This is a genomic window from Modicisalibacter tunisiensis, assembly GCF_020148005.1.
GTDB lineage: Bacteria > Pseudomonadota > Gammaproteobacteria > Pseudomonadales > Halomonadaceae > Modicisalibacter > Modicisalibacter tunisiensis.
On record NZ_JAGXFD010000001.1, the window covers coordinates 245830 to 272186 of the forward strand.

General features: G+C 68.4%; 21 protein-coding genes and 3 tRNA genes. 5 read left to right on the forward strand and 19 right to left on the reverse strand.

Annotated elements, in window-relative coordinates:
- Positions 1 to 76: 76 nt before the first annotated feature.
- The 3 genes from aceF to ampD form a co-directional block, all read right to left on the reverse strand.
- The gene (gene aceF, locus KGQ91_RS01125; RefSeq protein ID WP_224420051.1) at positions 77 to 2104 is read right to left on the reverse strand and encodes a dihydrolipoyllysine-residue acetyltransferase; all 2028 of its coding nucleotides are present in this window, start codon (positions 2102 to 2104) and stop codon (positions 77 to 79) included.
- 93 nt (positions 2105 to 2197) lie between these two features.
- A complete protein-coding gene (gene aceE / locus KGQ91_RS01130) occupies positions 2198 to 4882 on the reverse strand; it encodes a pyruvate dehydrogenase (acetyl-transferring), homodimeric type (RefSeq protein WP_224420052.1) in 2685 nt (894 codons plus the stop codon).
- Between the two features lie 301 nt (positions 4883 to 5183).
- Positions 5184 to 5756 carry a 1,6-anhydro-N-acetylmuramyl-L-alanine amidase AmpD gene (ampD, locus tag KGQ91_RS01135; RefSeq protein ID WP_163649291.1) on the reverse strand — a complete coding sequence of 191 codons (573 nt, stop codon included), beginning with the start codon at positions 5754 to 5756 and terminating at the stop codon, positions 5184 to 5186.
- A 76-nt stretch (positions 5757 to 5832) separates the two neighbouring features.
- On the opposite strand from ampD, the gene nadC reads away from it, so the two are divergent.
- Complete coding sequence (gene nadC / locus KGQ91_RS01140; RefSeq protein WP_163649292.1) at positions 5833 to 6687, forward strand: carboxylating nicotinate-nucleotide diphosphorylase; 855 nt, start codon at positions 5833 to 5835, stop codon at positions 6685 to 6687.
- Here the strand turns inward: nadC and KGQ91_RS01145 are convergent.
- Positions 6684 to 7199: a GNAT family N-acetyltransferase gene (locus tag KGQ91_RS01145; protein WP_163649293.1), complete on the reverse strand. Its 516-nt coding sequence runs from the start codon at positions 7197 to 7199 to the stop codon at positions 6684 to 6686. The two genes, nadC and KGQ91_RS01145, sit on opposite strands and share 4 nt — an antisense overlap.
- A gap of 108 nt (positions 7200 to 7307) precedes the next feature.
- Between KGQ91_RS01145 and tsaA the strand changes: the two genes are divergently transcribed.
- A complete protein-coding gene (tsaA, locus tag KGQ91_RS01150) occupies positions 7308 to 8057 on the forward strand; it encodes a tRNA (N6-threonylcarbamoyladenosine(37)-N6)-methyltransferase TrmO (RefSeq protein WP_163649294.1) in 750 nt (249 codons plus the stop codon).
- 22 nt (positions 8058 to 8079) lie between these two features.
- Here the strand turns inward: tsaA and purC are convergent, their stop codons facing one another.
- The 4 genes from purC to dapA all read right to left on the reverse strand — a co-directional run bounded on the left by purC (position 8080) and on the right by dapA (position 11572).
- The gene (purC, locus tag KGQ91_RS01155) at positions 8080 to 8793 is read right to left on the reverse strand and encodes a phosphoribosylaminoimidazolesuccinocarboxamide synthase (protein WP_163649295.1); all 714 of its coding nucleotides are present in this window, start codon (positions 8791 to 8793) and stop codon (positions 8080 to 8082) included.
- Positions 8794 to 8902: 109 nt separating this feature from the next.
- Positions 8903 to 9706, reverse strand: a complete 804-nt coding sequence (locus KGQ91_RS01160) for an MBL fold metallo-hydrolase (protein WP_224420053.1) — start codon at positions 9704 to 9706, stop codon at positions 8903 to 8905.
- Positions 9706 to 10653 (reverse strand): outer membrane protein assembly factor BamC, encoded by a 948-nt coding sequence (locus KGQ91_RS01165; RefSeq protein WP_224416603.1) that lies wholly within the window; start codon positions 10651 to 10653, stop codon positions 9706 to 9708. Before KGQ91_RS01165 ends, KGQ91_RS01160 begins: the two co-directional genes overlap by 1 nt.
- A 34-nt stretch (positions 10654 to 10687) precedes the next feature.
- Positions 10688 to 11572 (reverse strand): 4-hydroxy-tetrahydrodipicolinate synthase, encoded by an 885-nt coding sequence (dapA, locus tag KGQ91_RS01170; RefSeq protein ID WP_163649298.1) that lies wholly within the window; start codon positions 11570 to 11572, stop codon positions 10688 to 10690.
- Positions 11573 to 11795: 223 nt separating this feature from the next.
- Between dapA and KGQ91_RS01175 the strand changes: the two genes are divergently transcribed.
- On the forward strand, positions 11796 to 12272 hold the full coding sequence (locus tag KGQ91_RS01175; protein ID WP_224420054.1) for a peroxiredoxin: 477 nt from the start codon (positions 11796 to 11798) through the stop codon (positions 12270 to 12272).
- Here the strand turns inward: KGQ91_RS01175 and KGQ91_RS01180 are convergent.
- Entirely contained in the window at positions 12263 to 13360 is a 1098-nt protein-coding gene (locus KGQ91_RS01180; protein ID WP_163649300.1) for an AI-2E family transporter, read from the reverse strand. The genes KGQ91_RS01175 and KGQ91_RS01180 overlap by 10 nt on opposite strands.
- The gene (locus KGQ91_RS01185) at positions 13357 to 13602 is read right to left on the reverse strand and encodes a sulfurtransferase TusA family protein (protein ID WP_163649301.1); all 246 of its coding nucleotides are present in this window, start codon (positions 13600 to 13602) and stop codon (positions 13357 to 13359) included. Before KGQ91_RS01185 ends, KGQ91_RS01180 begins: the two co-directional genes overlap by 4 nt.
- A 101-nt stretch (positions 13603 to 13703) precedes the next feature.
- On the opposite strand from KGQ91_RS01185, the gene KGQ91_RS01190 reads away from it, so the two are divergent.
- Positions 13704 to 15152: a M48 family metallopeptidase gene (locus KGQ91_RS01190; RefSeq protein WP_163649302.1), complete on the forward strand. Its 1449-nt coding sequence runs from the start codon at positions 13704 to 13706 to the stop codon at positions 15150 to 15152.
- Between the two features lie 309 nt (positions 15153 to 15461).
- Here KGQ91_RS01190 and nadA read toward each other — a convergent pair whose 3' ends face one another.
- The 8 genes from nadA to radD form a co-directional block, all read right to left on the reverse strand.
- Positions 15462 to 16490, reverse strand: a complete 1029-nt coding sequence (gene nadA, locus KGQ91_RS01195; RefSeq protein WP_163649831.1) for a quinolinate synthase NadA — start codon at positions 16488 to 16490, stop codon at positions 15462 to 15464.
- A 226-nt stretch (positions 16491 to 16716) separates the two neighbouring features.
- Positions 16717 to 16792: transfer RNA gene (locus tag KGQ91_RS01200), tRNA-Lys, on the reverse strand.
- A gap of 31 nt (positions 16793 to 16823) precedes the next feature.
- A tRNA-Lys gene (locus KGQ91_RS01205) sits at positions 16824 to 16899 on the reverse strand.
- Between the two features lie 42 nt (positions 16900 to 16941).
- Positions 16942 to 17017 (reverse strand) — tRNA-Lys (locus KGQ91_RS01210).
- Positions 17018 to 17087: 70 nt separating this feature from the next.
- Positions 17088 to 17948 (reverse strand): 23S rRNA pseudouridine(2605) synthase RluB, encoded by an 861-nt coding sequence (gene rluB / locus KGQ91_RS01215; RefSeq protein WP_163649830.1) that lies wholly within the window; start codon positions 17946 to 17948, stop codon positions 17088 to 17090.
- The gene (gene scpB, locus KGQ91_RS01220; protein ID WP_163649829.1) at positions 17945 to 18772 is read right to left on the reverse strand and encodes an SMC-Scp complex subunit ScpB; all 828 of its coding nucleotides are present in this window, start codon (positions 18770 to 18772) and stop codon (positions 17945 to 17947) included. Before scpB ends, rluB begins: the two co-directional genes overlap by 4 nt.
- The gene (locus KGQ91_RS01225) at positions 18765 to 19739 is read right to left on the reverse strand and encodes a segregation and condensation protein A (protein WP_163649828.1); all 975 of its coding nucleotides are present in this window, start codon (positions 19737 to 19739) and stop codon (positions 18765 to 18767) included. Before KGQ91_RS01225 ends, scpB begins: the two co-directional genes overlap by 8 nt.
- 258 nt (positions 19740 to 19997) lie before the next feature.
- Positions 19998 to 21815, reverse strand: coding sequence for a DNA repair helicase RadD (gene radD / locus KGQ91_RS01230; RefSeq protein WP_224420055.1), 1818 nt, complete (start codon positions 21813 to 21815; stop codon positions 19998 to 20000).
- A gap of 169 nt (positions 21816 to 21984) precedes the next feature.
- Between radD and KGQ91_RS01235 the strand changes: the two genes are divergently transcribed.
- Positions 21985 to 22221 carry a transposase gene (locus KGQ91_RS01235; protein ID WP_224416594.1) on the forward strand — a complete coding sequence of 79 codons (237 nt, stop codon included), beginning with the start codon at positions 21985 to 21987 and terminating at the stop codon, positions 22219 to 22221.
- 82 nt (positions 22222 to 22303) lie between these two features.
- On the opposite strand, the gene purL is transcribed toward KGQ91_RS01235, so the two are convergent.
- Positions 22304 to 26230 (reverse strand): phosphoribosylformylglycinamidine synthase, encoded by a 3927-nt coding sequence (gene purL / locus KGQ91_RS01240; protein ID WP_224420056.1) that lies wholly within the window; start codon positions 26228 to 26230, stop codon positions 22304 to 22306.
- Between the last annotated feature and the right edge of the window lie 127 nt (positions 26231 to 26357).

The following is a 26357-nucleotide window of genomic DNA, read 5'->3' on the forward strand; positions in this document are numbered from 1 at the left end:
ACGGACAAAAAAACGGCGGCCCGATCGCTCGGGCCGCCGTCGTTGACGTTGGCCGTGAAAGGCCGACGGTCGGGCGTTACAGCAGCAGGCGACGGATATCCGTGAGCACCTGGCCGAGGAACGCGGTGAAGCGCGCCGCGTCGGCCCCGTTGACCGCCCGGTGGTCGTAGGACAGCGACAGCGGCATCATCAGCCGCGGCTGGAAGGCCTGACCGTCCCAGACCGGTTTCATCTGCGACTTGGAGACGCCGAGAATCGCCACTTCCGGCGCGTTGACGATCGGCGTGAACGCCGTGCCACCGATCGAGCCGAGGCTCGAGATGGTGAAGCAGCCGCCGGTCATCTCCTCGCGCTTGAGCTTCTTCGACTGCGCCTTCTTGGCCAGCTCCACGGACTCCTTGGCCAGGTCGACCAGCGACTTCCTGTCGGCGTCGCGGATCACCGGGACCATCAGGCCGTCCGGGGTGTCGACGGCGATGCCGATGTGGACGTACTTCTTCCACACCACCGTCTCGCCGTCGCTCTTCAGGCTGACGTTGAACTGCGGGAACTTGCGCAGCGCGAAGGCGGCCGCCTTGATCAGGAACGGCAGCGGCGTGAGCTTGGCACCCTGTGCCTCGGCCTCGGCCTTCATCGACTTGCGGAAGGCTTCCAGCTCGGTGATGTCGGCCTCGTCGAACTGGGTGACGTGCGGCAGGTTGACCCAGCTGCGGTGCAGATTGGTGGCGCCCATCTTCATCAGGCGGCCCATCGGCTTCTCTTCGACCTCGCCGAACTGGCTGAAGTCCTGATCGGGGATCGGCGGAATGCCCGAGCCCCCGGCCGCCGGCGCGGCCGCCGCGGGTGCGCCGCCCGCCGACTTCTGGCTCATCGCCTGCTTGACGTAGGTGTGCACGTCCTCCTTGAGCACGCGTTCCTTGGGCCCGGAGGGCTTGACCTGCGCCAGGTCGACGCCCAGCTCGCGGGCCAGCATGCGCACCGCCGGGCCGGCGTGAACCAGCTTGCCGTCGCGCGGCGGCTCGTTGGCCACCTGGGCCTCGGGGCTCGGCGAACCGGCAGGGGCCGCCGCCGGCTTCTCGGCCTGGGCCGCGGGCTTGCTGCCGCTCTTGGAGGCCTCGGTCTTCTTCGGCTTGGGCTTGGCACCCGCCACCTCGATGTAACCGATCAGGTCACCCTCGGAGACGGTATCGCCCACCTTGACGCTGATCTCGACCAGCGTGCCCTTGTAAGGGCTGGGCACGTCCATGGAGGCCTTGTCGGACTCCAGGGTGATCAGCGGGTCTTCCTCGTCGATCGCATCGCCGGCCGACACCGCGACCTCGATGATCTCGACGTTCTCGCTGCCGCCGATGTCGGGGACGCGGATCTCCTTGCGCTCGGGCTCGCCCGAGGCTTCCTCGGCGTCGTCGTCCTGCGGCGCTTCCGCCTCGGCGCTCTCGTCGGCCTGCGCCGACTCGTCATCGGCCGGGGTGGACTCGGCCTCGTCGCCGCCCTCGCCCTCGATCTCCATGGTGCCGATCAGGTCGCCCTCGGAGACGGTGTCGCCTTCCTTGACCGCCAGCGACACCAGCTTGCCGGTATGCGGGCTGGGCACATCCATGGAGGCCTTGTCGGACTCCAGGGTGATCAGCGCGTCCTCGGCGTTGACGCTGTCGCCCTCGGCCACGGCCACCTCGATGATCTCGACGTTCTCGCTGCCGCCGATGTCGGGGACCTTGACCTCCACCGTGCGCTTGCCGCCGCCCGAGGATTTCTTCGCCGCCTGGCCGCCGCCGCCCTTCTTGTCGGCCTTCTCGTTGTCGGCCTTCGCGGCCGGCTGGTCCTCGGCCTTCGCGGGGGCCTCGTCCTGGTCGGCGTCGCCGCCGCCCTCGGCTTCCAGCTCGAGGATGTCGTCGCCCTCGGAGACGGTATCGCCTTCCTTGACCAGCACCTTGACGACCTTGCCGCCCTTGGGCGCGGGGACGTCCATGCTGGCCTTGTCGGACTCCAGCGTGATCATGGTGTCCTCGGGGGCGATGACGTCGCCCTCGGACACGGCCACCTCGATGATCTCGACGTCTTCGCTGCCGCCGATATCGGGAACTTTGATGATTTCGCTACTCAAGGTCGCGCTCCTTCCAAATCGTGCTCGGCGCGGACGGGCCACGGCTACCTTCAGCGTAGCCCGTCCGGCGTCAGATCAGCCGCCTGAACGGTCTCAGGAGACCAGCGGGCTGGGCTTGTTCGGATCGATGCCGTGCTTCTTGATGGCATCGGCCACGACCTTGCGGTCGAGCTCGCCGCGATCGGCCAGCGCCTTGAGGGCGACCACGGTGACGAAGTGGCGGTCGACCTCGAAGAAGTGGCGCAGCTTCTCGCGGGTATCCGAACGGCCGAAGCCGTCGGTACCGAGCACGTGATAGTCGGTCGGCACCCAGGCGCGGACCTGATCGGCGTAGAGCTTCATGTAGTCGGTCGAGGCGATGACCGGCCCCTTGCGACCCTCCAGGCACGCCGTGACGTGCGGCCTGGCCGGCTCCTGCTCCGGCTTGAGGAAGGCCTGACGGTCGATCTCCAGCGCCTCGCGACGCAGCTCGTTGAAGCTCGGCACGCTCCAGATGTCGGCGCCGATGCCGTACTCCTCCTTGAGGATCTCGGCGGCCGCCTCGACCTCGCGCAGGATGGTGCCGGAGCCCATCAGCTGGACGTGGGCCTTGTCCTTCTTGCCCGGAACCTCGCGCAGCAGGTACATGCCCTTGATGATGTCGTCCTCGACACCCTCGGGCATTTCCGGATGCTCGTAGTTCTCGTTCATCACGGTCAGGTAGTAGAAGCAGTTCTCCCTGTCCTGGTACATCCGCTTCAGACCGTCCTGAACGATCACCGCCAGCTCGTAGGAGTAGGTCGGGTCGTAGCTGCGGCAGTTGGGGATGGTCGAGGCCTGGATGTGGCTGTGACCGTCCTGGTGCTGCAGGCCTTCGCCGTTGAGCGGCGTGCGCCCGGCGGTGCCGCCGACCAGGAAGCCGCGGGCCTGCATGTCGCCGGCCAGCCACGCCAGGTCACCGATGCGCTGGAAGCCGAACATCGAGTAGTAGATGTAGAACGGCAGCAGCGGCATGTGGTGGTTGGAGTAGGAGGTCGCCGCGGCGATCCACGCCGACATGGCGCCCGCCTCGGTGATGCCTTCCTCGAGGATCTGCCCGGCCTTGTCCTCGCGGTAGTACATGATCTGGCCGGAATCCATGGGCTCGTACTTCTGCCCTTCGGAGGTATAGATGCCGAGCTGACGGAACATGCCCTCCATGCCGAAGGTCCGCGCCTCGTCGGGGATGATCGGCACCACCTGCTTGCCGAAGGCCTTGTTCTTGACCAGGCCGTTGAGGATGCGCACGAACGACATGGTGGTGGAGACCTCGCGATCCCCGGAGCCCTTGATCTGGGCGGCGAAGGTCTTGTCGTCCAGCCCCGGAATCTCGATGCTCTCGAAGTCGTGCTTGCGCGCCGGCAGATAGCCGCCGAGCTGCTCGCGACGCATGTGCAGGTACTTGATTTCCGGGCTGTCTTCCGACGGCTTGTAGTACGGCATGACGCCGCTGTCGAGCTGCTCGTCGGAGACCGGGATGGCGAAGCGGTCGCGGAACTTCTTGAGCGCCTCGGTATCCATCGACTTGATCTGGTGCGCTTCCATGTCGGCTTCACCGGAGCCACCGCCCATGCCATAGCCCTTGACGGTATGCGCCAGGATTACCGTCGGCTTGCCGTTGGCGTTGCTGACCGCCTCCTGATAGGCCGCATACACCTTGTAGGGGTCGTGACCGCCACGGTTGAGCTTCCAGATGTCCTCGTCGGACATGTTCTCGACCATCTTGGCGGTCTCGGGATACTTGCCGAAGAAGTGCTCCCGGGTATAGGCGCCGCCGTTGGCCTTGTAGTTCTGGTATTCGCCGTCGACGGTCTCGTCCATCAGCTTCTGCAGCACGCCCTTGGAATCCTGCTCGAACAGCGGGTCCCAGAAACGGCCCCAGACCACCTTGAGGACATTCCAGCCGGCGCCGCGGAATACGCCCTCCAGCTCATCCATGATCCGCGAGTTGCCACGCACCGGGCCATCGAGACGCTGCAGGTTGCAGTTGACCACGAAGATCAGGTTGTCGAGCTTCTCGCGGCTGGCCAGGTGCAGCGCGCCCAGCGATTCCGGCTCGTCGCACTCGCCGTCGCCGAGGAAGGCCCAGACCTTGCGATCCTGCATCGGCTGCAGGCCGCGCGAATCGAGGTACTTCATGACGTGGGCCTGGTAGATCGCGGTGATCGGCCCCAGGCCCATCGACACGGTCGGGAACTGCCAGTAGTCCGGCATCAGCCAGGGGTGCGGATAGGAGGACAGGCCATTGCCGTCGACTTCCTGACGGAAGTTGTCCATCTGCTCCTCGGTCAGCCGGCCCTCCAGGAAGGAGCGCGCGTAGATGCCCGGAGACACGTGGCCCTGGATATAGATCAGATCGCCCTTGAAGTCGCCCTGCGGGGCACGGAAGAAGTGGTTGAAGCCGACTTCATAGAGCGTGGCACTGGACATGTAGCTGGCCAGGTGGCCACCCAGTCCCTTGTGCTTCTTGTTGGCCCGGATGACCTGCGCCGCCATGTTCCAGCGGACCAGCGAACGGATCTTGCGCTCCATGAACAGATCGCCCGGCATGCGTGCCTCACGGTGCACGGGGATCGTGTTGCGATGGGGCGTCGTCACCGAGAAGGGCACCTGACGACCGTCGCGACGGAATCGATCGGCCAGCCGGCTCATCAGGTACTGGGCGCGCTCTTCGCCCTCTCGATCCAGGACCGATTCCAAGGATTCCAGCCATTCCAGGGTTTCGGTCGGATCGATATCTTCTCTTGCCTCCAGACTCATAGACGTCTCTCCGAATGAAGATAGGGTGTCGGTCTGCCCTCCCGCTGGATCACAGCATCGGGGCATGTAGCGCTCTTCAGTGCGGGCCGACCTTCTGCGGGTCGTGTCTCCGTGTCCTTCGCGGTGTAATGAAACTACAGACACGCATGCGAAAGTGACAGATTCTGGGTTCGAAGATACCGCAAACACTGCAATCTGCCAATTGAGCTTAACCTGGAAATCTTTTCCAAAGTCTTCATTGCGCTGCAATATTAGCCACTTCCATGACAGTCGTCATCACCGCGGCTGCCGTGTAGTGCAGCTACCGCAAGGTCGGCCGGGGCGACGCCAGGCATTGGCGGAAATAGGCCCAGTCGAACGCCGGCCCCGGATCGCTCTTGCGCAGCGGCGCGATGCGCGCATGACTGGTGATGCGCCGCGCATCCAGGGCCGGATAGACGGCCAGCAGAGCGCGGGTCACCTCGGCGAGGCAGCGGTACTGGCGCTCCCGATAGGGGGTGATTTCGTCACCTTCCAGCTCGATGCCGATGCTGAAGTCGTTGAGCTCGACACGCTCGCGTTCGCCGTCGAACCAGCGCGAGCGCCCGGCATGCCAGGCCCGCCGCGTGAAGGGCACGAACTGTACGCACTCGCCGTCACGGCGGATCAGCAGGTGCGCCGACACCCGCAGGCCGGCGATGGTGGCGAAGAAGGGGTCGCCCGCCGGGTCCAGGGTGTTGGTGAACAGCCGCTCGATGGCATCGCCGCCGAACTCGCCGGGCGGCAGGCTGATGGAATGCAGCACCAAGGCCGAGATTTCCCCCGCCGGCCGCTCGTTGGCATTGGGCGACACCACCTGCCGCGCCGGCACCAGCCAGCCATTCTCGATTCTCACGCGCGTCTCCCCTGCCGTATCGGATGGGCTTTCCCTATAATGACGGCATTGTCGCCTATCACTAGCAAGGACAGCCATGCACTACCATGAGGCCCTCGCCGAGGAGATCCGCACCAGCACCGCCCGCCTGCTCGCCGAGGACGTCGGTCCCGGCGACATCACGGCGCAACTGATTCCCGAGCGCCAGTGGGCTCGCGCGCGGGTGATCACCCGCGAGGCGGCCGTGCTGTGCGGTGTGGCCTGGGTCGACGAGCTGTATCGCCGGCTCGACCCCCGGGTCAATCTCACCTGGCACGCCGCCGACGGCGACCGGCTCGCGCCCGATCAGGTGTTCGTCGAGCTGGAAGGCCCCGCCCGCAGCCTGATGACCGGCGAGCGCGCGGCGCTCAACCTGCTGCAGACGCTGTCCGGCACCGCCACCCGCGCCCGGGCCTATGCCGACCGGGTCGCCGACACCGGCGTGCGCCTGCTGGATACCCGCAAGACCCTGCCGGGACTGCGCCTGGCCCAGAAGTACGCCGTGACCTGCGGCGGCTGTCACAACCACCGCATCGGGCTCTACGACGCCTTTCTGATCAAGGAGAATCATATCGCCGCCTGCGGCGGCATCGCCGCGGCGGTGCGCGAGGCGCGCAGCATCGCCCGTGACCTGCCGGTGGAAGTGGAAGTGGAGAATCTCGAGGAGCTGGACCAGGCACTGACGGCCGGTGCCGACGTGGTGATGCTCGACAACTTCTCGCTCGATGACCTGCGCGAGGCGGTGGCGCGCACCGCCGGCAAGGCGACGCTGGAAGCCTCGGGCAACGTCAGCGACACCACCCTCGAGGCGATCGCCGCCACCGGCGTCGACTGCATCTCGATCGGCGCGCTGACCAAGGACGTCAAGGCCATCGACCTGTCGATGCGCGTCGAGCACGTCGAGAGCCGCTAGGACACCCCCCGACGCGGCCCGGCCGGCGCCGCGTCGAGTTCGCGATCCATGCGCACCCGCGGCAGTGACTCGCCCTGGCGCTCGACCCATTCGTCACCCAGGCGCCGCCAGCCGCGGCGCGCCAGGCCGTCGGCCAGCACCAGGCTGGCCTCGATGGTCACCCGGCTCAGGCCGCGCTCGCGCAGCAGGCTTTCCCCGAGTTCCAGCAGGCGTGCGCCGATGCCGCGACGCGCCAGCGACGGCCAGACATAGAGCGTCACGATCCGCCCTTCCGCGACATCGAGCTCGCAGAACCCCACGCAGCGCCCGTCGCATTCGGCGACCAGGGTGGCGTACAGCGCCTGCCGCGCCGACCAGGCACTGGCCTCGCGGGGCAGCGCGCTGACCCAGGCCTCGCGCTGGACCAGCGTGTAACGACCGGCGGCCCCCTGCATCACGGCATGATGGAAGACCTCGGCCTGGTCCGCCGCGTCGCGGGGCAAGGCCTCGCGAAAACGAATCCGTTCATCCATGGCTTGCTCCTCGCCGGCCTGTGTCCGTCGACTTCATTCATCACCGGCCCCATTGTGCCCGGCCACGCCTCGCTCGTCGCCGGGCGCGACAGCGGGCATAATGGCGCCATGCACGATCATGATCCCGCTCCGCCCGAGGCCTTCACCCTGACGCCCATCGGCCGCATCGTCAGCGACTACCCCGACAAGTTCGGCATCCCCCGCCAGCCGGGGCTGGCGCCGGAGGCCCGCGGCCGGCTCGAGCTGCTGGCGCCGTTCGACGACCCGCTGACGGTACGCGGCCTGGAAGACGTCAGTCATCTGTGGCTGACCTTCCTCTTCCACCGCAGCCCCGAGCGCTGGACGCCGCTGGTGCGGCCGCCGCGACTGGGCGGCAACGCCCGCATCGGGGTGTTCGCCACCCGCAGCACGCACCGCCCCAACCGGCTGGGGCTGTCGCTGGTCGAGCTCGCCGGCATCGACACCCGCAACGGGGTCTGCCTGCACCTGCGCGGTCACGACCTGGTCGACGGCACCCCGGTGCTCGACATCAAGCCCTACCTGCCCTGGGCCGAATCGCCGCCCGCGGCACGCGCCGGGTTCGCCCCGGCCCCGCCCGTCCGGCTGCCGGTGCGCTTCAGCGACCGTGCCGCCGGCCAGCTGGCCGAGCGCGCCGATGGCGAGTCGCTGCACCGGCTGATCGCCCAGGTGCTCGCCCAGGACCCCCGTCCCGCCTACCGTCGCGGCGCCGAGGCGCGACGCTACGGCGTCCCGCTGCGCGACGTCGACGTGCGCTTCCGGGCCGTCGCCGACGCGGACGGCGGCGGCGTGGCCCTCGAGGTGCTCGAGATCGTGCCGCTGGCCACGCCGCGTCCCTGAGCCGCCGGCGCTCTCCCCGGAATCAGTCGAAGGCGATGCCCAGCCGGCGGCCGACTTCCTCGTAGGCCTCGATCACGCCGCCCAGCCCCTGACGGAAGCGGTCCTTGTCCATCTTCTCGAGGGTCTCGGCGTCCCACAGGCGGCAGCCGTCGGGGGAGAACTCGTCGCCCAGCACGATCTCGCCGTGGAACAGGCCGAACTCCAGCTTGTAGTCGACCAGCAGCATGCCGCCGTCGAGGAACAGCTGCTTGAGCACTTCGTTGACCTTGAAGGTCAGCTCCTTCATCCGCGCCAGCTGTGCCGCCGTGGCCCAGCCGAAGGTGATGGCCAGCGACTCGTTGATCATCGGGTCGTGCTGGGCGTCGTTCTTGAGGAACAGTTCGAAGGTGGGCGGATCGAGCTCGATGCCCTCCTCCACGCCGAGGCGGCGCACCAGGCTGCCGGCGGCGCGATTGCGCACCACGCACTCGACGGGGATCATGTCGAGCTTCTTGACCACGCACTCGGTATCGGAGACCAGGCCGTCGAAGTGGGTGGGAACGCCGGCCTCGGCCAGCTTGCCCATGATGAAGGCATTGAACTTGTTGTTGACCAGCCCCTTGCGTGCCAGCGACTCCATGCGCTCGCCGTCGAAGGCGCTGGTGTCGTCGCGGAAATGCAGGATCAGGCGGTCGGGGTCGTCGGTCCGGTAGACCGACTTGGCCTTGCCGGCGTAGAGCTCGTCGCGTTTTTCCATGGGGGAAGACCCTCCGAAGTGAGGCGAAAAACCAGGGCGGGGCGTCACTCGCGACGCCCCGCCGATCCGTTGGCAGCGTTACACGGCCCGGTCCCCCGAAGGATACCGTTCATGCCACGTCCCGCCAGTCGAAACCATGCGCCTGGGCGGCCACGGTCAGCCGCCCCGTGTCGCCGTCGAGCAGCGGCTCCAGCGCTTCCCGAGCCAGCTCGGGACGATTGTTCTGCTCCGACAGGTGGGAGCAGACGATGTGCTGCAGCCGGTCCAGCCCCAGCCGCCCGAGCAGCCGGCTCGCCTGGGCGTTGGCCAGGTGCCCCCAGTCGCCGCCGACCCGCCGCTTGAGGCTCGGCGGATAGGGCCCGTCGGCGAGCAGGCGCGGGTCGTGGTTGCATTCCAGCACCAGCGCGTCACAGCCGCGAAAGCACTCGATCACGTGCTCGCTGGGATGCCCCAGGTCGGTGAGGATGCCCAGCGAGCGCCGATGAGCGTGAAAGCGGAACTGCACCGGCTCGCGCGCATCGTGGGGCACGGTCACCGGGTCGATCTCGAGGCCGGCGATGGCGAAGCGCGCCTGGGGCGTGATCAGGGTGTGTCGCGGCACCTCGCCGAGCCGCCGCGACAGCCAGGTGCCGGCACTGAGATACACCGGCAGGTGGTGACGCCGCGCCAGCGGCCCCACCCCGCGGATATGGTCGCCGTGCTCGTGGGTGACCAGTACCGCCGCGAGCTGGCGCGGATGCAGCCCGAAGCGGGCCAGGCGCTGTTCGGTCTCGCGCAGGCCGAAACCGCAGTCGACCAGCACGTACGTCTCGCCGTCGCTGACCAGGGTCGCATTGCCCTTGCTGCCGCTGCCCAGCGAGGCGAAGCGCAACCGGCGCCCGGCGAGCGGGGCCGGCGTGGTGTCCACCGTCATCAGCGCAGCGTGGCGGCCACGGCGTCGAGCACCTCGCGGGCCTCGCGCTCGCCCATCGTCTTGCCGTCGGCACGGGCGACCTTGACCACGGTGCGGCCGGCGCCGGCATCGCTCAGCGACAGGCGGTAGCGTTGCGGCTGGTCACTGCTGAACCAGTCGAACCAGCCGCCGTCCTCGGCGCTCGAGCGGTAGTCGATCAGCAGTTCGCCGGCGCTGCGGTTCTGGTCGACGAGACGCCGTCCGTCGCCGGTGAAGTTATTCTCGAGCTGGTACTGCAGCTCCGACCAGGCGCGGTCCTGCGGCAGAGCCAGCACCAACTGCCACTGGCCACCGGCGTTCTGCAGGCGTACCCGCTTCTCCTGGCCGATCTGCTGGGCGGCCAGCGAAACGCCCTGAGTATCGGCGCCGGTGGCATCCAGATAACCCTTGAGCGCGGTCAGGCACTCACCGGCCTCGGACGCCGGGCCGTTGCAACGCACTTCACTGGTGGCCTCGCGCAGCCCCTGGCGCACACTCAGTTCGGCCTGGGGGGTGACGATCAGCCCCCGCGAGGCATCCTGGGTGGTGGCCGTCAACCCACGGGTCTGGACGAAGCGCTGCAGCTGCGGCCAGACGCCGCCCGGCGCCGCATTGACCAGCAGCCAGCGGTCGTTGCCCGCCTTGCGCAGCTGGACGTAGGGCGCCTCGTCCTCCTCGCCGCCGGCCAGCGGCTGCGGACGCGGCGCCTCGAACTCGCCGTCGGCGGCGAAGTCGTTGTTGACGTCAGGCACCGGCATGGCGTTCTGGTAGCGTCCCGTGGGCCGACTGTCCGGCAGCTCGAGCGGAGGGGCCATCTCGGCGGCGCGATACTCGTCGTTGCGGTCGTAGTAGTAGCCGTCACCGCCGCATCCGCTGACGACCACGCCGACGGCAACGACCAGCGGCATCCATTTGAAGACGGGTTTCATGCTTCTACCTTGTTTTGCGTGGGGCCGGGGCGACTCAATCGTCGAGAACGCCGGCGAGTTGCAGCGCCTCGCCCACGGTGGAATGGTACTTCTCGGACAGCCAGGTCAGCGGCAGACGAATGCCCTTGTCGGCATACCCCATGCGGTTCAACGACCACTTGACCGGAATGGGATTGGCCTCGACGCCCAGCGCCGTGTGCAGCGGCATCAGGCGCGTGTTGATCTGGTGGGCCCGCTCGGTATCGCCGGAAACCGCCGCCTCGCACAGCTCGTGCATGGCATGCGGCGCGACATTGGCGGTCACCGAGATGTCGCCGTGTCCCCCCATCAGCATGAAGTCGCAGGCGGTCGGGTCGTCGCCGGAATACAGCGCGAAGCCGGTGCCCTTGAGCCGCTCGATCAGTTCCTCGGCGCGCTCCAGGTTGCCGGTGGCGTCCTTGAGGCCGACGATGTTGTCCAGTTCGGCGAGCCGGAAGACGGTCTCGTTGTAGAGATCCGAGCAGGTGCGCCCCGGCACGTTGTAGAGGATGACCGGCAGGTCGCCGCCTTCGGCAACGGCCTTGAAGTGCTGGTAGAGCCCTTCCTGGGTGGGCTTGTTGTAGTAGGGGCAGACCGACAGGCAATAGTCGGCACCCACTTCCTTGGCGTAGCGCGCCAGCTCGACGGCTTCGGAGGTGGCGTTGGCACCGGTGCCGGCGATGACCGGAATGCGGCCGCGAACTTCCTCGACAACGGTGCGAATGACGTCGAAATGCTCGGCGAACGACATGGTGGTGGGCTCGCCGGTGGTGCCGGCGGCGACGATGGCATCGGTGCCATTGTCGAGATGGAAGCTCACCAGGCGACGCAGCGCCTCCCAATCGATCTCGCCGGACGCTTTCATGGGGGTCGCCAGCGCGACAATGCTGCCTGTGATCATCCTGCAGTGCTCTCCTGTTGATCGGCCCGTCCGGTAGCGGCTACCGGGCCGGCGAAACCATCGTGATCGATACCCGGTCCAGAGGCCAAATGGTACTCAGGCGCTCGAGGCCTGTACAGGTCAAGCGCCACCGGCGTCAATCCACCGAGTGGCGGGGGCTTTACAGCCGAGCGCGGCTTGCGTGTAATCGCGGAGTCTCGTCCCGCCACCCGAGGAGTCCATCATGAGCGTCAGTCCCGGCCAACCGGTTCCCGATTTCACCGCCCAGGCCACCAACGACACCACCGTCACCCTCTCCGAGCTGCGCGGCAGGCAGGTGGTGATCTATTTCTATCCCAAGGACCACACCCCCGGCTGCACCACCGAGGGCGGCGACTTCCGCGATCACAAGGCCGATTTCGACGCCGCCAACACGGTGATCCTCGGCGTCTCCCGCGACGGCCTGCGCGCCCACGAGAACTTCAAGGCCAAGCAGGGCTTCAATTTCGAGCTGATCGCCGACAAGGACGAGTCGCTGTGCCGCCTGTTCGATGTCATCAAGCTCAAGAAGCTCTACGGCAAGGAACACCTGGGCATCGAACGCAGTACCTTCCTGATCGACACCGAGGGCAGGCTGGCCCGGGAGTGGCGCAAGGTCAAGGTGCCGGGCCACGTCGCCGATGTGCTCGACGCGGCCCGGGAGCTCCACGCTCAGTCCTGAAGGTCGACCTGCGGCAACGGCTGGTCCCGCTTCGCCACGCTGCGGGGCCAGGCCTGCACCAGCGCCTTGAGCAGGGTGGCCAGCGGAATCGCGAAGAACACGCCCCAGAAGCCCCAGATCCCGCCGAAGAACAGTACCGCCAGGATGATCGACACCGGGTGCAGGTTGACCGCCTCGGAGAACAGGATCGGCACCAGCACGTTGCCGTCCAGCGCCTGCAGCACGCCGTAGGCGACCACCACGTAGACGAACTGCTCGCCCAGCCCGAAGTGGAAGCCGGCCACCGCCGCCACCGGCACCGTGGCCACCGCCGCGCCGATATAGGGCACCAGCACGGAAAGCCCGACGATCAGCCCCAGCAGTGCCGAATAGGGCAGCCCGAAGAACCAGAAGGTGACGAAGGCGGTGCCGCCGACGATGGCGATCTCGATCGCCTTGCCGCGGATGTAGTTGGCGATCTGGTCGTCCATCTCGTACCAGATGCGGGTCATCAGGGTGCGTTTCTGCGGCAGCAGGGAGAGGGTGAAGCGGGTCAGCGACTCGCGATCCTTGAGCAGGAAGAACACCAGGATCGGCACCAGCACCAGATAGATGATCAGGCTCAGCACGTTGCCTAGCGAGGCCAGCGACAGCGTCAGCGCCCGCTGGCCCAGCTGGGTCGCCTCGCGCCCGGCGGTAGCCACCCAGCTGTCGATCTGCGCCGGGGTGATGACCGTCGGATAGCGGGTCTGCATGTGCTCGAGCCAGGCCTGGACGCTGGTGAACATGCGTGGCGTCTCCTGCACCAGGTCCACCAGCTGGTTCCACACCAGCGGCATGACGATCAGCGCCAGGGCCAGCAGCATGCCGAGGAACACCAGGAACACCACCAGCACCGACAGCAGCCGCGGCAGGCCGTGACGCTCCAGCCAGCCGACCACGCCCTGCAGCATGAAGGCCAGGATCAGGGCGGTGAAGAACGGCGCCAGCATCTTGCCCAGCCAGATCACCGCCGCGAAGCCCAGCACCAGCACCAGCAGCAGGACGATCGCCTCCTCGTCGGAGAAGTAGCGCTCGAACCAGGTCTTGAAGACGGCCTTCATGGTCATGCCCCGCTACCGCCCTTGCGAATCCAGTAGTGATACTCGTCGCCGTGTGTCTCGCGCGCCAGCAGCTCGTGGGCGCCCTGGGCGGCGAACGCCTCGAAGTCCCGCCAGGAGCCCGGATCGGTCGCCCTCACGTAAAGCGTCTGGCCGGATGCCAGGCGCGACAGCGCCTGCTTGGCCTTCAGCAAGGGCAGCGGGCAGCTCAGGCCTCGCGCGTCCAGCTCGTCATTCGGTTGCAGGCCCATGCCGCCTCCCGTGAGAATGGTCGAAAACGCCTCGATTTAACGGCACTTTGTACGGTGAATCAATGTTCGAGCCAGGGTGCCCATCAACGACGAGGAGCGCCATGTTGCGGCTCTTGACGACCACCCTGCTGACGGCCCTGCTGGCCTCGCCGCTGCCGGCCGCCATGGCCGCGCCCTCCGGCGATGCCGCCCTGCCGACGCTGGGCGACAGCGGCGCCGGGGTCTCCCGCGACGAAGCGTACCGGCTGGGACGCGCCTGGCTGCGCCAGTTCCGCGCCCAGACCCGGACCTGGCAGGACCCGATCACCCGCACCTACGTGGCCTCGCTGGTCGCCCGCCTACTGCCCTACAGCCACGTCGGCAACCTTGACTGGACCGTCACCCTGGTGGACAGCCGCCTGCTCAACGCCTTCGCCGTGCCCGGCGGCGTGATCGGCGTCAACCAGGGACTGTTCGCCTTTGCCGACAGCGAGGACGCCTTCGCCTCGGTGCTCGCCCACGAGCTCGGCCACCTGGGGCAGGACCACTTCGCCCGACGCAAGGCACGCGCGGAGGAAACCCAGCTGCCGACCCTGGCGGCGATGCTGGCCGGCATGGTGCTGGCCGCCGGCGGCGCCGGCAATGCCGGCATGGCCGCCATGGCCGGCTCCCAAGCGGCCTTCATCCAGGACCAGCTGGCCTATTCGCGGCGCTTCGAGCAGGAAGCCGACCGCGTCGGCCTGCAGGCCATGGCCGACGCCGGCTTCGACCCCCAGGCCATGCCCGCCATGTTTCGCGCCATGCAGCGCCTGACCAGCCTGCAGGGCGGCAACCCGCCGGAGTTCCTGCTCACCCACCCGGTGACCCAGTCACGGATCAGCGATACCCAGGCTCGCGCCGACCAGCTGCCCAGCCCGCCGGCAACCGACGACGACCCGCGCTACGCGATGATCCGCGCCCGCGCCCTGCTGGCGCTGTACGCCGACGACCCGGGCCAAGCCATGGCCCGGCTTCGCGAGGGCAAGGCGCCGCCCGACGCGCAGCGCTACCTGAAGGCGCTGACCGAAGCCGCCGACCACCGGACCACTCAGGCACTCAGGCAACTCGACAGCCTGGCCGAGCAGTGGCCGGACCTGGCGCTGATCCCGGCGACCGCCGCCGAGGTCGCCCTGGCGGCAGGGGACCTCGCCGCCGCGGCAAGCCGAGCCGATCGCCTGCTGCAGCTGATGCCGGACTACTACCCGGCACAGCTGGTGAAGGCCCGGATTCAGCTGCAGGACGATCCCGCCGCCGCCTTCGAGCGACTGCGCGACATGAGCCGGCAGTACCCCGAGACCCCCCGGGTCTTCGACCTGCTGGCGGCGGCGGCGGGACGCAGCGGACATTCGCTGTGGGGCATGCTGGCGCGCGCCGAGGAACTGCAGCTCACCGGCCACATCGACCGGGCGATCAAGCAGCTCGACATCGCCGAGGAGGACGCCCGCCGGGCCGGCGACTTCGCCATGGCCGGCCGCTTCAAGGCCCGCCGACGGGACTACCTGGATTACCGCAATACCCTGCAGCAGTTCTAGCTGTGTAAACCCATCAGGTTGTTCACGGAAAGGCCCCGCCGGCTGACTGGAGGGTAGTAATCCAGGCTGACCGGCCTGCCGGAGACGCCTGCCGGAGACGCCTGCCGAAAAGGGGGATTCCCGCCCTGAAGGGAGCTTGTGGGAGGGGATTCATCCCCGACAGCGGTGCCTCGGTGGTGCGCTCATCGCGACTGAAGTCGCTCCCACGGCCAGACTGCGGATGAACAACCTACCGAGAGACCAATCTAGCGGCGGGCACGGGAAGCCGTCACGAGCCGGCATCGTAACAATACCGGCGCGTGGCTCGGCCTAGCGCTGGAAGTTGAGCATGCGCTCCAGCGGCTTGAGGGCGCGCTCGCGCAGCGCAGCGTCGACGAACACCTCTCCGCTCAGCTCGCGCAGCGAGCCGGCCAGGTTGTCCAGCGCGTTCATCGCCATCCACGGGCAGTGCGCGCAGCTCTTGCAGGTGGCGCCCTTGCCGGCGGTGGGCGCCTCGAACAGCGTCTTGTCGGGTACCGCCTGCTGCATCTTGAAGAAGATGCCGCGGTCGGTGGCGACGATCAGGCGCTGCTGGGGCAGCTCGCGGGCGGCGTTGATCAGCTGCGAGGTAGAGCCCACCACGTCGGCGATCTCGACCACCGGGGCCGGCGACTCGGGATGCACCAGCACCGCGGCGTCCGGATGCAGCGCCTTGAGGTCGGTGATGCCCTTGGCCTTGAACTCGTCGTGGACGATGCAGGCACCGTCCCACAGCAGCATGTCGGCCCCGGTCTTGTCGCGGATATAGCCGCCCAGGTGCTTGTCGGGAGCCCAGAGGATCTTCTCGCCACGGGCGTGCAGATGCTCGATCACGTCCACCGCGATGGAGGAGGTCACCACCCAGTCGGCCCGCGCCTTCACCGCCGCCGAGGTGTTGGCGTAGACCACCACGGTACGGTCGGGGTGCTGATCGCAGAAGGCGCTGAATTCATCCGCCGGGCAGCCGATGTCCAGCGAGCAGGTCGCCTCCAGGGTGGGCATCAGCACCCGCTTCTCGGGCGAGAGGATCTTGGCCGTCTCGCCCATGAAGCGCACCCCGGCGACCACCAGCGTCGACGCCGGATGCCGGGCACCGAAACGCGCCATCTCCAGCGAGTCGGCGACACAGCCGCCGGTCTCCTCGGCGAGCTGCTGGATGGCGTCATCGGTGTAGTAATGGGCAACCAGCACGGCATCGCGCTGTTCGAGCAGCTGCTTGATCTCGTCGATGCGCGCCTCGTCCTCGGCGGCGATCCGCGTCGGGCAATAGGTGCGCGTCAGGTGCTCTCGGACGAGAGCACGGGAAGTCATGGTTGTCATCGTGTCTACCACTGCGACAGGCAGGGGCTCCCCCTGCGTTCACCGGAAGCGCCACGGACGATCCTGCTCGTCCGTCACGCACCTGAAGCGATCATGGTACTGCGCGCCAATCGCGCTGCCCAGTCCTTCTCGCTTCCCGTGAGACACCAATCGGCGGCGAACGCTCCCGGAACACGCACACGAAAACGCCCCGGCAGAAGGCTGACGGGGCGTTTTCGGGAAATCCTGGTGGGTCGTGTAGGATTCGAACCTACGACCAATTGGTTAAAAGCCAACTGCTCTACCAACTGAGCTAACGACCCGGAGCGCCATGGACGCCAGAATCGGCGGGAGTGGTGGGTCGTGTAGGATTCGAACCTACGACCAATTGGTTAAAAGCCAACTGCTCTACCAACTGAGCTAACGACCCGCCGCCGGATCGTCGGAACCGCCACCCCGCGTCGGGAGCGGATGGTGGGTCGTGTAGGATTCGAACCTACGACCAATTGGTTAAAAGCCAACTGCTCTACCAACTGAGCTAACGACCCGTCCGACAGGGCGCACATAGTACTTTCCGTGCGCCGAACTGGCAAGCTTTTTCTTTATCCGTTTCAGCGCTTAACGCGAATGCGGCGCGCCGCGCGGCTTGCGCATCGCCCGCACCGGGCGGCGCTTGTTCTTGTCGCGGCTCCAGCGGTTCTGCTCCTCAGGCGTCAGGCTCGGCACCTTGCGCGGCTCGAGCCCCGCCATGGCCGACAGATCATCGATTTCCTCCTGGGTCAGCTCGACCCACTCGCCGGCCTTGGCCCGCTTGTCGAGGAAGATGTTGCCGTAGCGCACGCGCTTGAGACGGCTGACGGTCAGTCCCTGGGACTCCCACAGCCGACGCACCTCGCGGTTGCGGCCTTCCATGATCACCACGTGGAACCAGGTGTTGATGCCCTCGCCGCCGAACTCCTGCACGTCGGTGAAGCGGGCCGGACCGTCCTCGAGCATCACGCCCTCGACCATCGCCACCACGTGCTCGCGCTGCACGTGCCCCATGACCCGCACCGCATACTCGCGCTCGATCTGCGTCGAGGGGTGCATCAGGCGATTGGCCAGCTCACCGTCGGTGGTGAACAGCAGCAGACCGCTGGTGTTGATGTCCAGACGGCCGATGGCGATCCAGCGCTCGCCCTTGAGCCGCGGCAGCCGCTCGAAGACGGTACGCCGCCCTTCCGGGTCCTTGCGCGTACACAGTTCGCCCTCGGGCTTGTTGTACATGATCACCCGGCGCGGCACTTCGGCATCGGCGCGCAGGTTGACCGGGTTGTCGTCGAGGCTCACGCGGTCGCGGACCTCGATCCGGTCGCCGAGCTTGGCGACCTGGCCGTTGACCTTGACGCGGCCGTCGCTGATCGCCGTTTCCATCTCGCGGCGCGAGCCCAGCCCGGCGCGCGCCAGGACCTTCTGGAGTTTCTCGGTGTTGCTGTTCATGAATCGGATGACATCTCGTCTGATGGGTGATCCGCGCCGCCCGCGGCGCCATCATCGACGTCGCTGTCTGCTGGGCGGGCGCGTGCGGCCAGGCGTGCCTCGAGATCGGCGAAGCTCAGGCCCGTCCGCGCGGACGCCGTCCCGGCGTGTCGGGTATCGTCGGCCGTCCCGGCCGTCGGGTCGTGCATTGTGCCGGTTTCCCCGGCCTCTGTCGCCGGGGCGCCGCTCGGCGGCGTGTCCCCGGCCTCGCTTGATTCAGCCCCGTTCGATCCAGCATAGCCGGATTCCTCGCCGAGCTCGACGTCCTGCAGCGCATGCATCGGCGGCAGCGCATCCAGGGTCTTGAGGCCGAAGTCGTCGAGAAACTGCCGGGTGGTGGCATAGACCGCCGGTCGCCCCGGCACGTCGCGATGGCCGACCACGCGGATCCAGCCGCGCTCGCTCAGGGTACGCATGATCGAACCGCTCACCGAGACCCCGCGCACTTCCTCGATGTCGCCCCGGGTCACCGGCTGACGGTAGGCGATCAGCGCCAGGGTCTCGAGCAGCGCCCGCGAGTAGCGCTGGGGCCGCTCGTCCCACAGCCGCGCCACCCAGGGCGACAGGCGCCGCCGGATGCGCAGCTGGTAGCCCGAGGCTGACTCGAGCAGTTCCAGCGCGCCCTCGGTCAGGCGTGTCTCGAGGCGCGCCAGGGCCTCGCGCAGTTCGCGACGCGGCGGGCGTTCGTGATCGTCGAACACCTCGGCGAGCCGCTCCAGCGACAGCGGCTCGCCGGCCGCCAGCAGTGTCGCCTCGAGAATCTCGTCCAGCCGGGTTTCACTCATCGGGGCTCTCCTCGAAGGCGCTCTCTTCAAAGGCCCTCTCGCCGTGCTCGTCGTCCCATTCGTCGTTCGCCGTGTCACCGGTCTCCCCGCCCTGCCGGGCGCGCACGTGGATCGGCGACAGGGGCGCATTCTGGACGATCTCGATCAGCGCCTCCTTGGCCAGCTCGAGAATCGCCATGAAGGTCACCACCACCCCGGCGCGCCCCTCCTCGAGCGTGAACAGCGACTCGAAGGCCACGAAACGCTCATGGTCCAGGGCCGCCATGATGCGCAGCATGCGCTCGCGGGTCGACAGCACCTCGCGGCTGACGGTGTGCGCCTGGGTCAGCTCGGCCCGCCGGAGGATGCCGGCCAGCGCCCCGAGCAGCTCGTCGAGCCCCACTTCGGGATGCACCACCCGGGTCTCGAGCGGCGGCAGCGCCGCCCGGGCGGGGAACCAGTCGCGCCCCTGACGCGGCAGCTCGTCGAGCGATTCGGCGGCATTCTTGAGGCGCTCGTATTCCTGCAGGCGGCGGATCAGCTCGGCGCGCGGGTCCGCCTCGTCATCCTCGGCATCGCCCCTGGGCGGGCGCGGCAGCAGCGTGCGCGACTTGATCTCGGCGAGCATCGCCGCCATCAGCAGGTACTCGCCGGCCAGGTCGATCTCCAGCGCCTTCATCAGCTCCACGTACTCGATGTACTGGCGCGTGATCGCTGCCACGTCGATGGCGAGGATATCCAGGTTCTGGCGACGGATCAGGTAGAGCAGCAGGTCGAGCGGCCCCTCGAAGGTCTCGAGAAACACCCGCAGCGCCTCCGGCGGGATGTAGAGATCCTCCGGCAGCTCGCGCAGCGGCTCGCCGGCGACCCGCGCCAGCACCGTCTCGACGCCCTCGGCCCCGGTGCCGCCCGCGGCTTGGGGCGCGACGTCCTGAAGGGAGTCGGAAGGAGCCTGGGAGGCGTCCTGGAGAGAATCACTGGCCGTCATGGGGGTCCTCGTTCGCCGAACCGGGCAGTCTACCAAGGCCGAGCCACGGAAACATCCTTGCCGGCTTCGCGCCCAGGGCTATCGCAGTTGGCGTTGTCGGCTCGGGACTGATCCGTCGACAGGCCTGCGAGGGGGCGCTGTGACCCCCTCCCTGGGCGCTACCGACGCCATCCCTGGCGTCGGACCCCCTCTGCGACCTGTCCCCGGCGCCCCTCGTCATGCCTAACTGCGATCGCCCTAGCTTCGCTCCCCGGCCCGTCACACCTCGGTGCCGGCGGGGGCCGCCGTGCGGTAGCGCCCGGTATAGTCGAACAGCTTCTCGCGCACCTGCCAGTAGCGGCCGACGCGCCGCCCCACCACGAAGTCCGGCGCCTTGAGCCGGCGCTCGCCGTCGATCACCGCCTCGGGCGTCTCCGGCCGCCAGTCGCTGCCCGGGGCACGCAGGTGCTCGCGCAGGAAGGCGGCGGCGAAGGCCCGCCGCTGGGCCGGCGTCTCGAGCGCAAACCACTCGTCCAGCGTCGCGCCGTCCTCGTCGTGATAGGTCACCTTCAGGCGCGGCAGCCCACGGCCGTTGGTGACCGCGGCCAGCTGCATGCCCGAGACCCGCAGCACCCGGGCATCCTTGAGCTTGAGCGCGTCGCGCAGCTTGTCGTCGGGGTCGACCAGCCGCGCCCCGCAGCCGTGGCAGGTCCGCGCGGCGATGTCGTTCTCGGCGCCGCACTGCTCGCAGGTCTTGAAGCGAAAACGGAACGCGCACTGCTCCATCGCCGGCCTTGCCGGTTGTGACGTTGTGTCGTTCGCGCGGGGATGGGCGCTATCAACAAGCCCCTGGCAGCGCCGGCCGTAGTGCTCGATCACCAGGTCGCCGTCGCGCTTGCCCCAGAACAGGTTGGCGTGGCCGCACTCGGGACACTCGACCTGGACCGGCTCGGCGTCGGAATCGGGCCGCGGCGCACCGACCTCCGGCGCGTAGAGATCCCAGGGGTTGCCGGCGTAGTCGAGGATCAGGCAATCCGTCTTGCCCGGCGCCAGGCGCAGGCCGCGGCCGACGATCTGCTGGTACAGGCTCACCGACTCGGTGGGCCGCAGGATGGCGATCAGATCGACATGGGGCGCGTCGAAGCCGGTGGTCAGCACCGCCACATTGACCAGATACTTGAGCCGCTGCGCCTTGAAGGCTTCGATGAGCCGGGTACGCTCGTGCGAGGGCGTGGCACCGGTAAGCAGCGCCGCCTCGGCATCGGGCAGATAGCCCAGGACCTCCTCGGCGTGGGCCACCGTGGCGGCGAAGATCATCACCCCGCGCCGCTCGCGGGCACGCTCGACGACCTCGGCGACGATCGTCGGCGTCGCCCGGTGACCGCTGACCACGCGATTGAGCTCCGCCTCGGCGAAGACGCCGCGCGAACCGGGGGTCAGTCGCGAGAAATCGTAGCGCTCGACAGCGGCGTCGATGCGCCGCGGCTCGGCCAGATAGCCCTGCTTGACCATCAGCCGCAGCGGCTGCTCGAACACGCAGTCGCGGAAGAAGCAGTCCGCCTCGCCGCGCACCATGCCGTGATGATGGCGGTGGTAGATGAAGCCCTGGCCCAGGCGGTACGGCGTGGCGGTCAGGCCCAGCACCTTGAGGCGCGGGTTGGCGGCGCGGAAATGCGCGATCACCCGCCGATAGCCGGCGTCCTTGTCCGGCGAGACGCGATGGCACTCGTCGATCACCAGCAGGGTGAAATCCCCCACCGCGAAGGCCTCGAGGTTGCGCACCACCGACTGCACCGAGCCGAAAACCACCTGCCGCGCGGCCTCCTTGCGGCCCAGCCCGGCGCTGAAGATGTCGGCCTCGAGACCGTAGGCCCGGTACTTGGCGTGATTCTGCTCGACCAGCTCGCGCACATGGGCCAGCACCAGCACCCGGCCCCGTGCCAGGCGCGCCAGCTCGGCGATCACCAGCGACTTGCCGCTGCCGGTGGGCAGCACCACCACCGCCGGGTCGTCGCCGGCACGAAAGTGCTCGACCACGCGCGCCACGGCCTGGCGCTGGTAGGGGCGCAGCGTCGGCACGTCGGGGCGGTCACTCATGCCGAGGCCTCCTCGCCGACAATGCCCTCCCGGCCTGCCGGAGAGGATTCCCCGGACACGAGAGTTGAAGAAACGGACAACGACCCGACATACTTATGTACACCTCGGCGGCCGACAGGGACGTCGCCGGCCCTGTCTTCGCCCACATCGCAAGAGGAGATGGCCCACCATGAAAGCACCCACCGGTCCCGAATGCCCCGTCTGCGGCAGTCGCGAAAAGCGCTTCCCGCCGGGGCGCGAGGGGCAGTATCACGTCTTCTGCGACAACTGCGACCATGACTTCGGTCGCTACGACCAGTTGATCGGCCAGTTCCGCCACATCCTCGACGATCTCGAGCACCAGCTGGGCATCGACGACGCCTCGCCGCGCTCGACCCCCGAGTCGTCCGACGCCCCGCCGCGCTGACGACCGCGGCACCGCCGCCAGCACAACGTCAAGGCCGCAGCCCGGAGGCTGCGGCCTTTTCGTGGCTGACGCGGTCCGGGGATCAGCCCACCCAGACCCGTGCGTTGCGGAACAGCCGCATCCAGGCGCCGTCGCGGGTCCACTCGCCCGGGCGCCAGGAGTTGGTGACCGCCCGCGCCACGCGCTCGGGGTGCGGCATCATGATGGTCACACGGCCATCGGGCGTGGTGAGACCGGTGACGCCGGACGGCGAGCCGTTGGGGTTGGCCGGGTAGTGGGTGGTCACCTGACCGTAGTTGTCGACATAGCGCAGGGCGACCTGACCGTTGCCCTGCATGGCCCGCAGGTGGCCGCTGTCGCGGAACTCGGCGCGCCCTTCGCCATGGGCCACGGCGATCGGCAGCCGTGAGCCTTCCATGCCGGCCAGCAGGATCGACGGACTCTGCTCGACCCGCACCATCGAGACGCGTGCCTCGAACTGCTCGGACTCGTTGCGCACGAAGCGCGGCCAGCTCTCGGCCCCGGGGATCAGCTCCTTGAGCTGGGAGAGCATCTGGCAGCCGTTGCACACGCCCAGCGCGAAGCTGTCGTCGCGCGCGAAGAAGTCCGCGAACTGCGCCCGCGCCCGCTCGTTGAACCGCACCGACTTGGCCCAGCCGCCGCCGGCGCCCAGCACGTCACCGTAGGAGAAACCACCGCAGGCGACCAGCCCCTTCATGGTGGCCAGGTCGACGCGCCCGGCCAGGATGTCGCTCATGTGCACGTCGAACGTCTCGAAGCCGGCCCTGTCGAAGGCCGCGGCCATCTCGACATGGCCGTTGACGCCCTGCTCGCGAAGGATCGCCATGCGCGGGCGGGCGGTGTTGACGAACGGCGCGGTCACGTCCTCGTCGACGGCGAAGGTCGGCTCCGCGCACAGGCCCGGATCGCGCAGGTCGAGCAGGTTGTCGAACTCGGCCTTGGCGCAGTCGGGATTGTCGCGCAGCGCCTGCAGCCGGTAGCTGGTCTCGGCCCAGGTCCGCTGCGCCAGCGCACGGGTGGTCTCGAGCAGCGGCTCCTCGAACAGCGTGACGCGGACCTGGTCGTCGTAGCGCGGCCGGGCGATGACCCCGCAGGTCTCGATGCCGGCGGCGGCGAACTGCGCCAGCACGAACTCGGTGTCCTGGCGGTTGACCTGAATGACCGCACCGAGCTCCTCGGCGAACAGTGCGCCGGGCGCCGCATAGGCGTCGTCGATCAGCCAGTCGAGCTTGATCTCCAGTCCGCCGCGCCCGGCGAAGGCCATCTCCAGCAGGGTCACCAGCAGGCCGCCGTCGCTGCGGTCGTGATAGGCCAGCAGCTTGCCGTCGGCGTTGAGTCCCTGGATGACCGTGAAGAACGCCTTGAGATCCTCGGCGTCGTCGAGATCCGGGCACGCGTCGCCCACCTGGCCGTAGACCTGGGCCAGCGCCGAGCCGCCCAGGCGATTGCGGCCGCCGCCCAGGTCGATCAGGATCAGGTCGCTCTCGTCCTGGTCGAGGCGCAGCTGCGGCGTCAGCGTCTTCAGCGCGTCGGTGACGGGGGCGAAGCCGGTGACGTTCAGCGTCAGCGGCGCGGTGACCATCTTGTCCTCGGCGGCGTCGCCCTCGCCGGCCTGCCAGGCGGTGCGCATGGACATCGAGTCCTTGCCCACCGGCACGGCGATGCCCAGTGCCGGGCAGAGTTCCATGCCCACCGCGTGGACGGCATCAAACAGCGCCTGGTTTTCGCCGGGATGATCGGCGGCGCTCATCCAGTTGGCGGAGAGCCGGACCTTGCCCAGCGCCGCGATCGGTGCCGCCGCCAGGTTGGTGATCGTCTCGGCCACCGCCAGCCGGGCGCTGGCGGCCGGGTCGATCAGCGCCACCGGCGGCCGCTCGCCCATCGCCATCGCCTCGCCGGCGTGGGTGTCGAATGCGGCCGTGGTCACCGCGCAGTCGGCCACCGGCACCTGCCAGGGGCCGACCATCTGGTCGCGGGCCACCATGCCGGTGATCGAGCGGTCGCCGATGGTGATCAAAAAGCTCTTGGAGGCCACCGCCGGCAGGCGCAGCACGCGATCCAGCGCCTCGCGCAGATCGAGGTTGTCGAAGTCGGCGCCGGGCATCGGCCGCGCCTCGCGCTCGAAGCGGCGCTGCATCTTGGGCGGCTTGCCGAACAGCACGCTCATCGGCAGGTCCACCGGCAGGCTGTCGAAGTGGCCGTCGTGGACGCGCAGGTGATGGGCCTCGGTGGCCTCGCCGACCACCGCGTAGGGGCAGCGCTCGCGTTGGCACAGCGCATCGAAGGTCTCGAGGTCCTCGGCCGCCACCGCCAGCACGTAGCGCTCCTGGGCCTCGTTGCACCAGATCTCCAGCGGGCTCATGCCCGGCTCGGCGTTGGGCACGTCGCGCAGCTCGAAGCGCCCGCCGCGGCCGCCGTCCTTGACCAGCTCGGGCAGCGCATTGGACAGCCCGCCGGCGCCGACGTCATGGATGAAGGCGATGGGGTTGCCCTCGCCCAGCGCCCAGCAGCGGTCGATGACTTCCTGGGCACGGCGCTCGATCTCGGGGTTGTCGCGCTGCACCGAGGCGAAGTCGAGATCCTCGCTGGAGCTGCCGGAGGCCATGGACGAGGCCGCGCCGCCGCCCAGACCGATCAGCATCGCCGGGCCGCCCATCACGATCAGCCGGGCGCCGACGGGGATCTCGCCCTTCTCGACGTGCGGCGCGCGGATGTTGCCGTAGCCGCCGGCGAGCATGACCGGCTTGTGGTAGCCGCGCCGCTCGATGCCGTCGGGCCCCACCGCGTCCTGCTCGTAGGTGCGGAAGTAGCCGTTGAGGTTGGGGCGGCCGAACTCGTTGTTGAACGCCGCGCCGCCGATCGGCGCCTCGAGCATGATCGCCAGCGCCGACTGGATGCGCTCGGGCTTGCCGTAGTCGAAGGCCTCCCAGGGCTGGACGAACTCGGGGATGCGCAGGTTGGAGACCGCGAAGCCGGTCAGCCCCGCCTTGGGCTTGCCGCCGCGGCCGGTGGCGCCCTCGTCGCGGATCTCGCCGCCCGAGCCGGTGGCCGCGCCGGGATGGGGGGCGATCGCCGTGGGGTGGTTGTGGGTCTCCACCTTCATCAGGATGTGGATCGGCTCGCGAGTCGCCGCGTAGCGCGCCTCGCTGTCGCCCAGCCGCGGCGCGGCGAAGAAGCGCCCCGCCTCGCAGCCCTCGATCACCGCCGCGTTGTCGCTGTAGGCGGAGAGGATGCCGTCCGGCGCGTGCTGGTGCGTATTGCGGATCATCTGGAACAGCGAATGCGGCTGCACCTCGCCGTCGATGGTCCACTCGGCGTTGAAGATCTTGTGCCGGCAATGCTCGGAGTTGGCCTGGGCGAACATCATCAGCTCGACGTCGCTGGGGTTGCGCTCCAGATTCCGGAACGCCTCGACCAGGTAGTCGATCTCGTCGTCGGCCAGCGCCAGGCCCAGCGCGGCATTGGCCTCGGCCAGGGCCGCGCGGCCGCCACCGAGCACATCCACCTGGCCCAGCGGTGCGGGCGCGTGATGCGCGAACAGCTTGACCGCGTCCGTGGCGTTGGCCAGGACCGTTTCGGTCATGCGGTCATGCAGGGTCGCGACGATCGACTCGAAGGCCGCCTCGCTGAGCACGCCCTCCAGCCGCACGCGATAGGCGATGCCGCGCTCGATGCGGCGGACCTTGTCCAGGCCGCAGTTGCGGGCGATGTCGGTGGCCTTGGACGACCACGGCGAGATGGTGCCCAGGCGAGGCACGACCAGGAACAGGTGGCCGGTACGCGGTGTTTCCGCCTCGTCCCGGGCACCATAGGTCAGCAGGCTGTCGAGCACCTCGCGTTCGCGGGCGTCCAGCTCTCCGTCGAGGTCCGCGAAGTGGACGTACTCGGCGTGCAGCGAGTCGACCTCGGGGACCCGCTCGCGCAGGGTGCTGAGCAGCTTGGCATGGCGGAAAGCGGAAAGGGCGGGCGCTCCTCGCAGTTCGAGCATGTCGAAAGAAGCCTCTGAAGAAAGCCGAAAGATGGTGGCCGCGGCGGCGGCAATGAGCGCCCATGATACTGGAAAGGGAAGATATCGAGAAATCCGCGGCTGCGTGGAAAGGCTCGAGATGACAGTT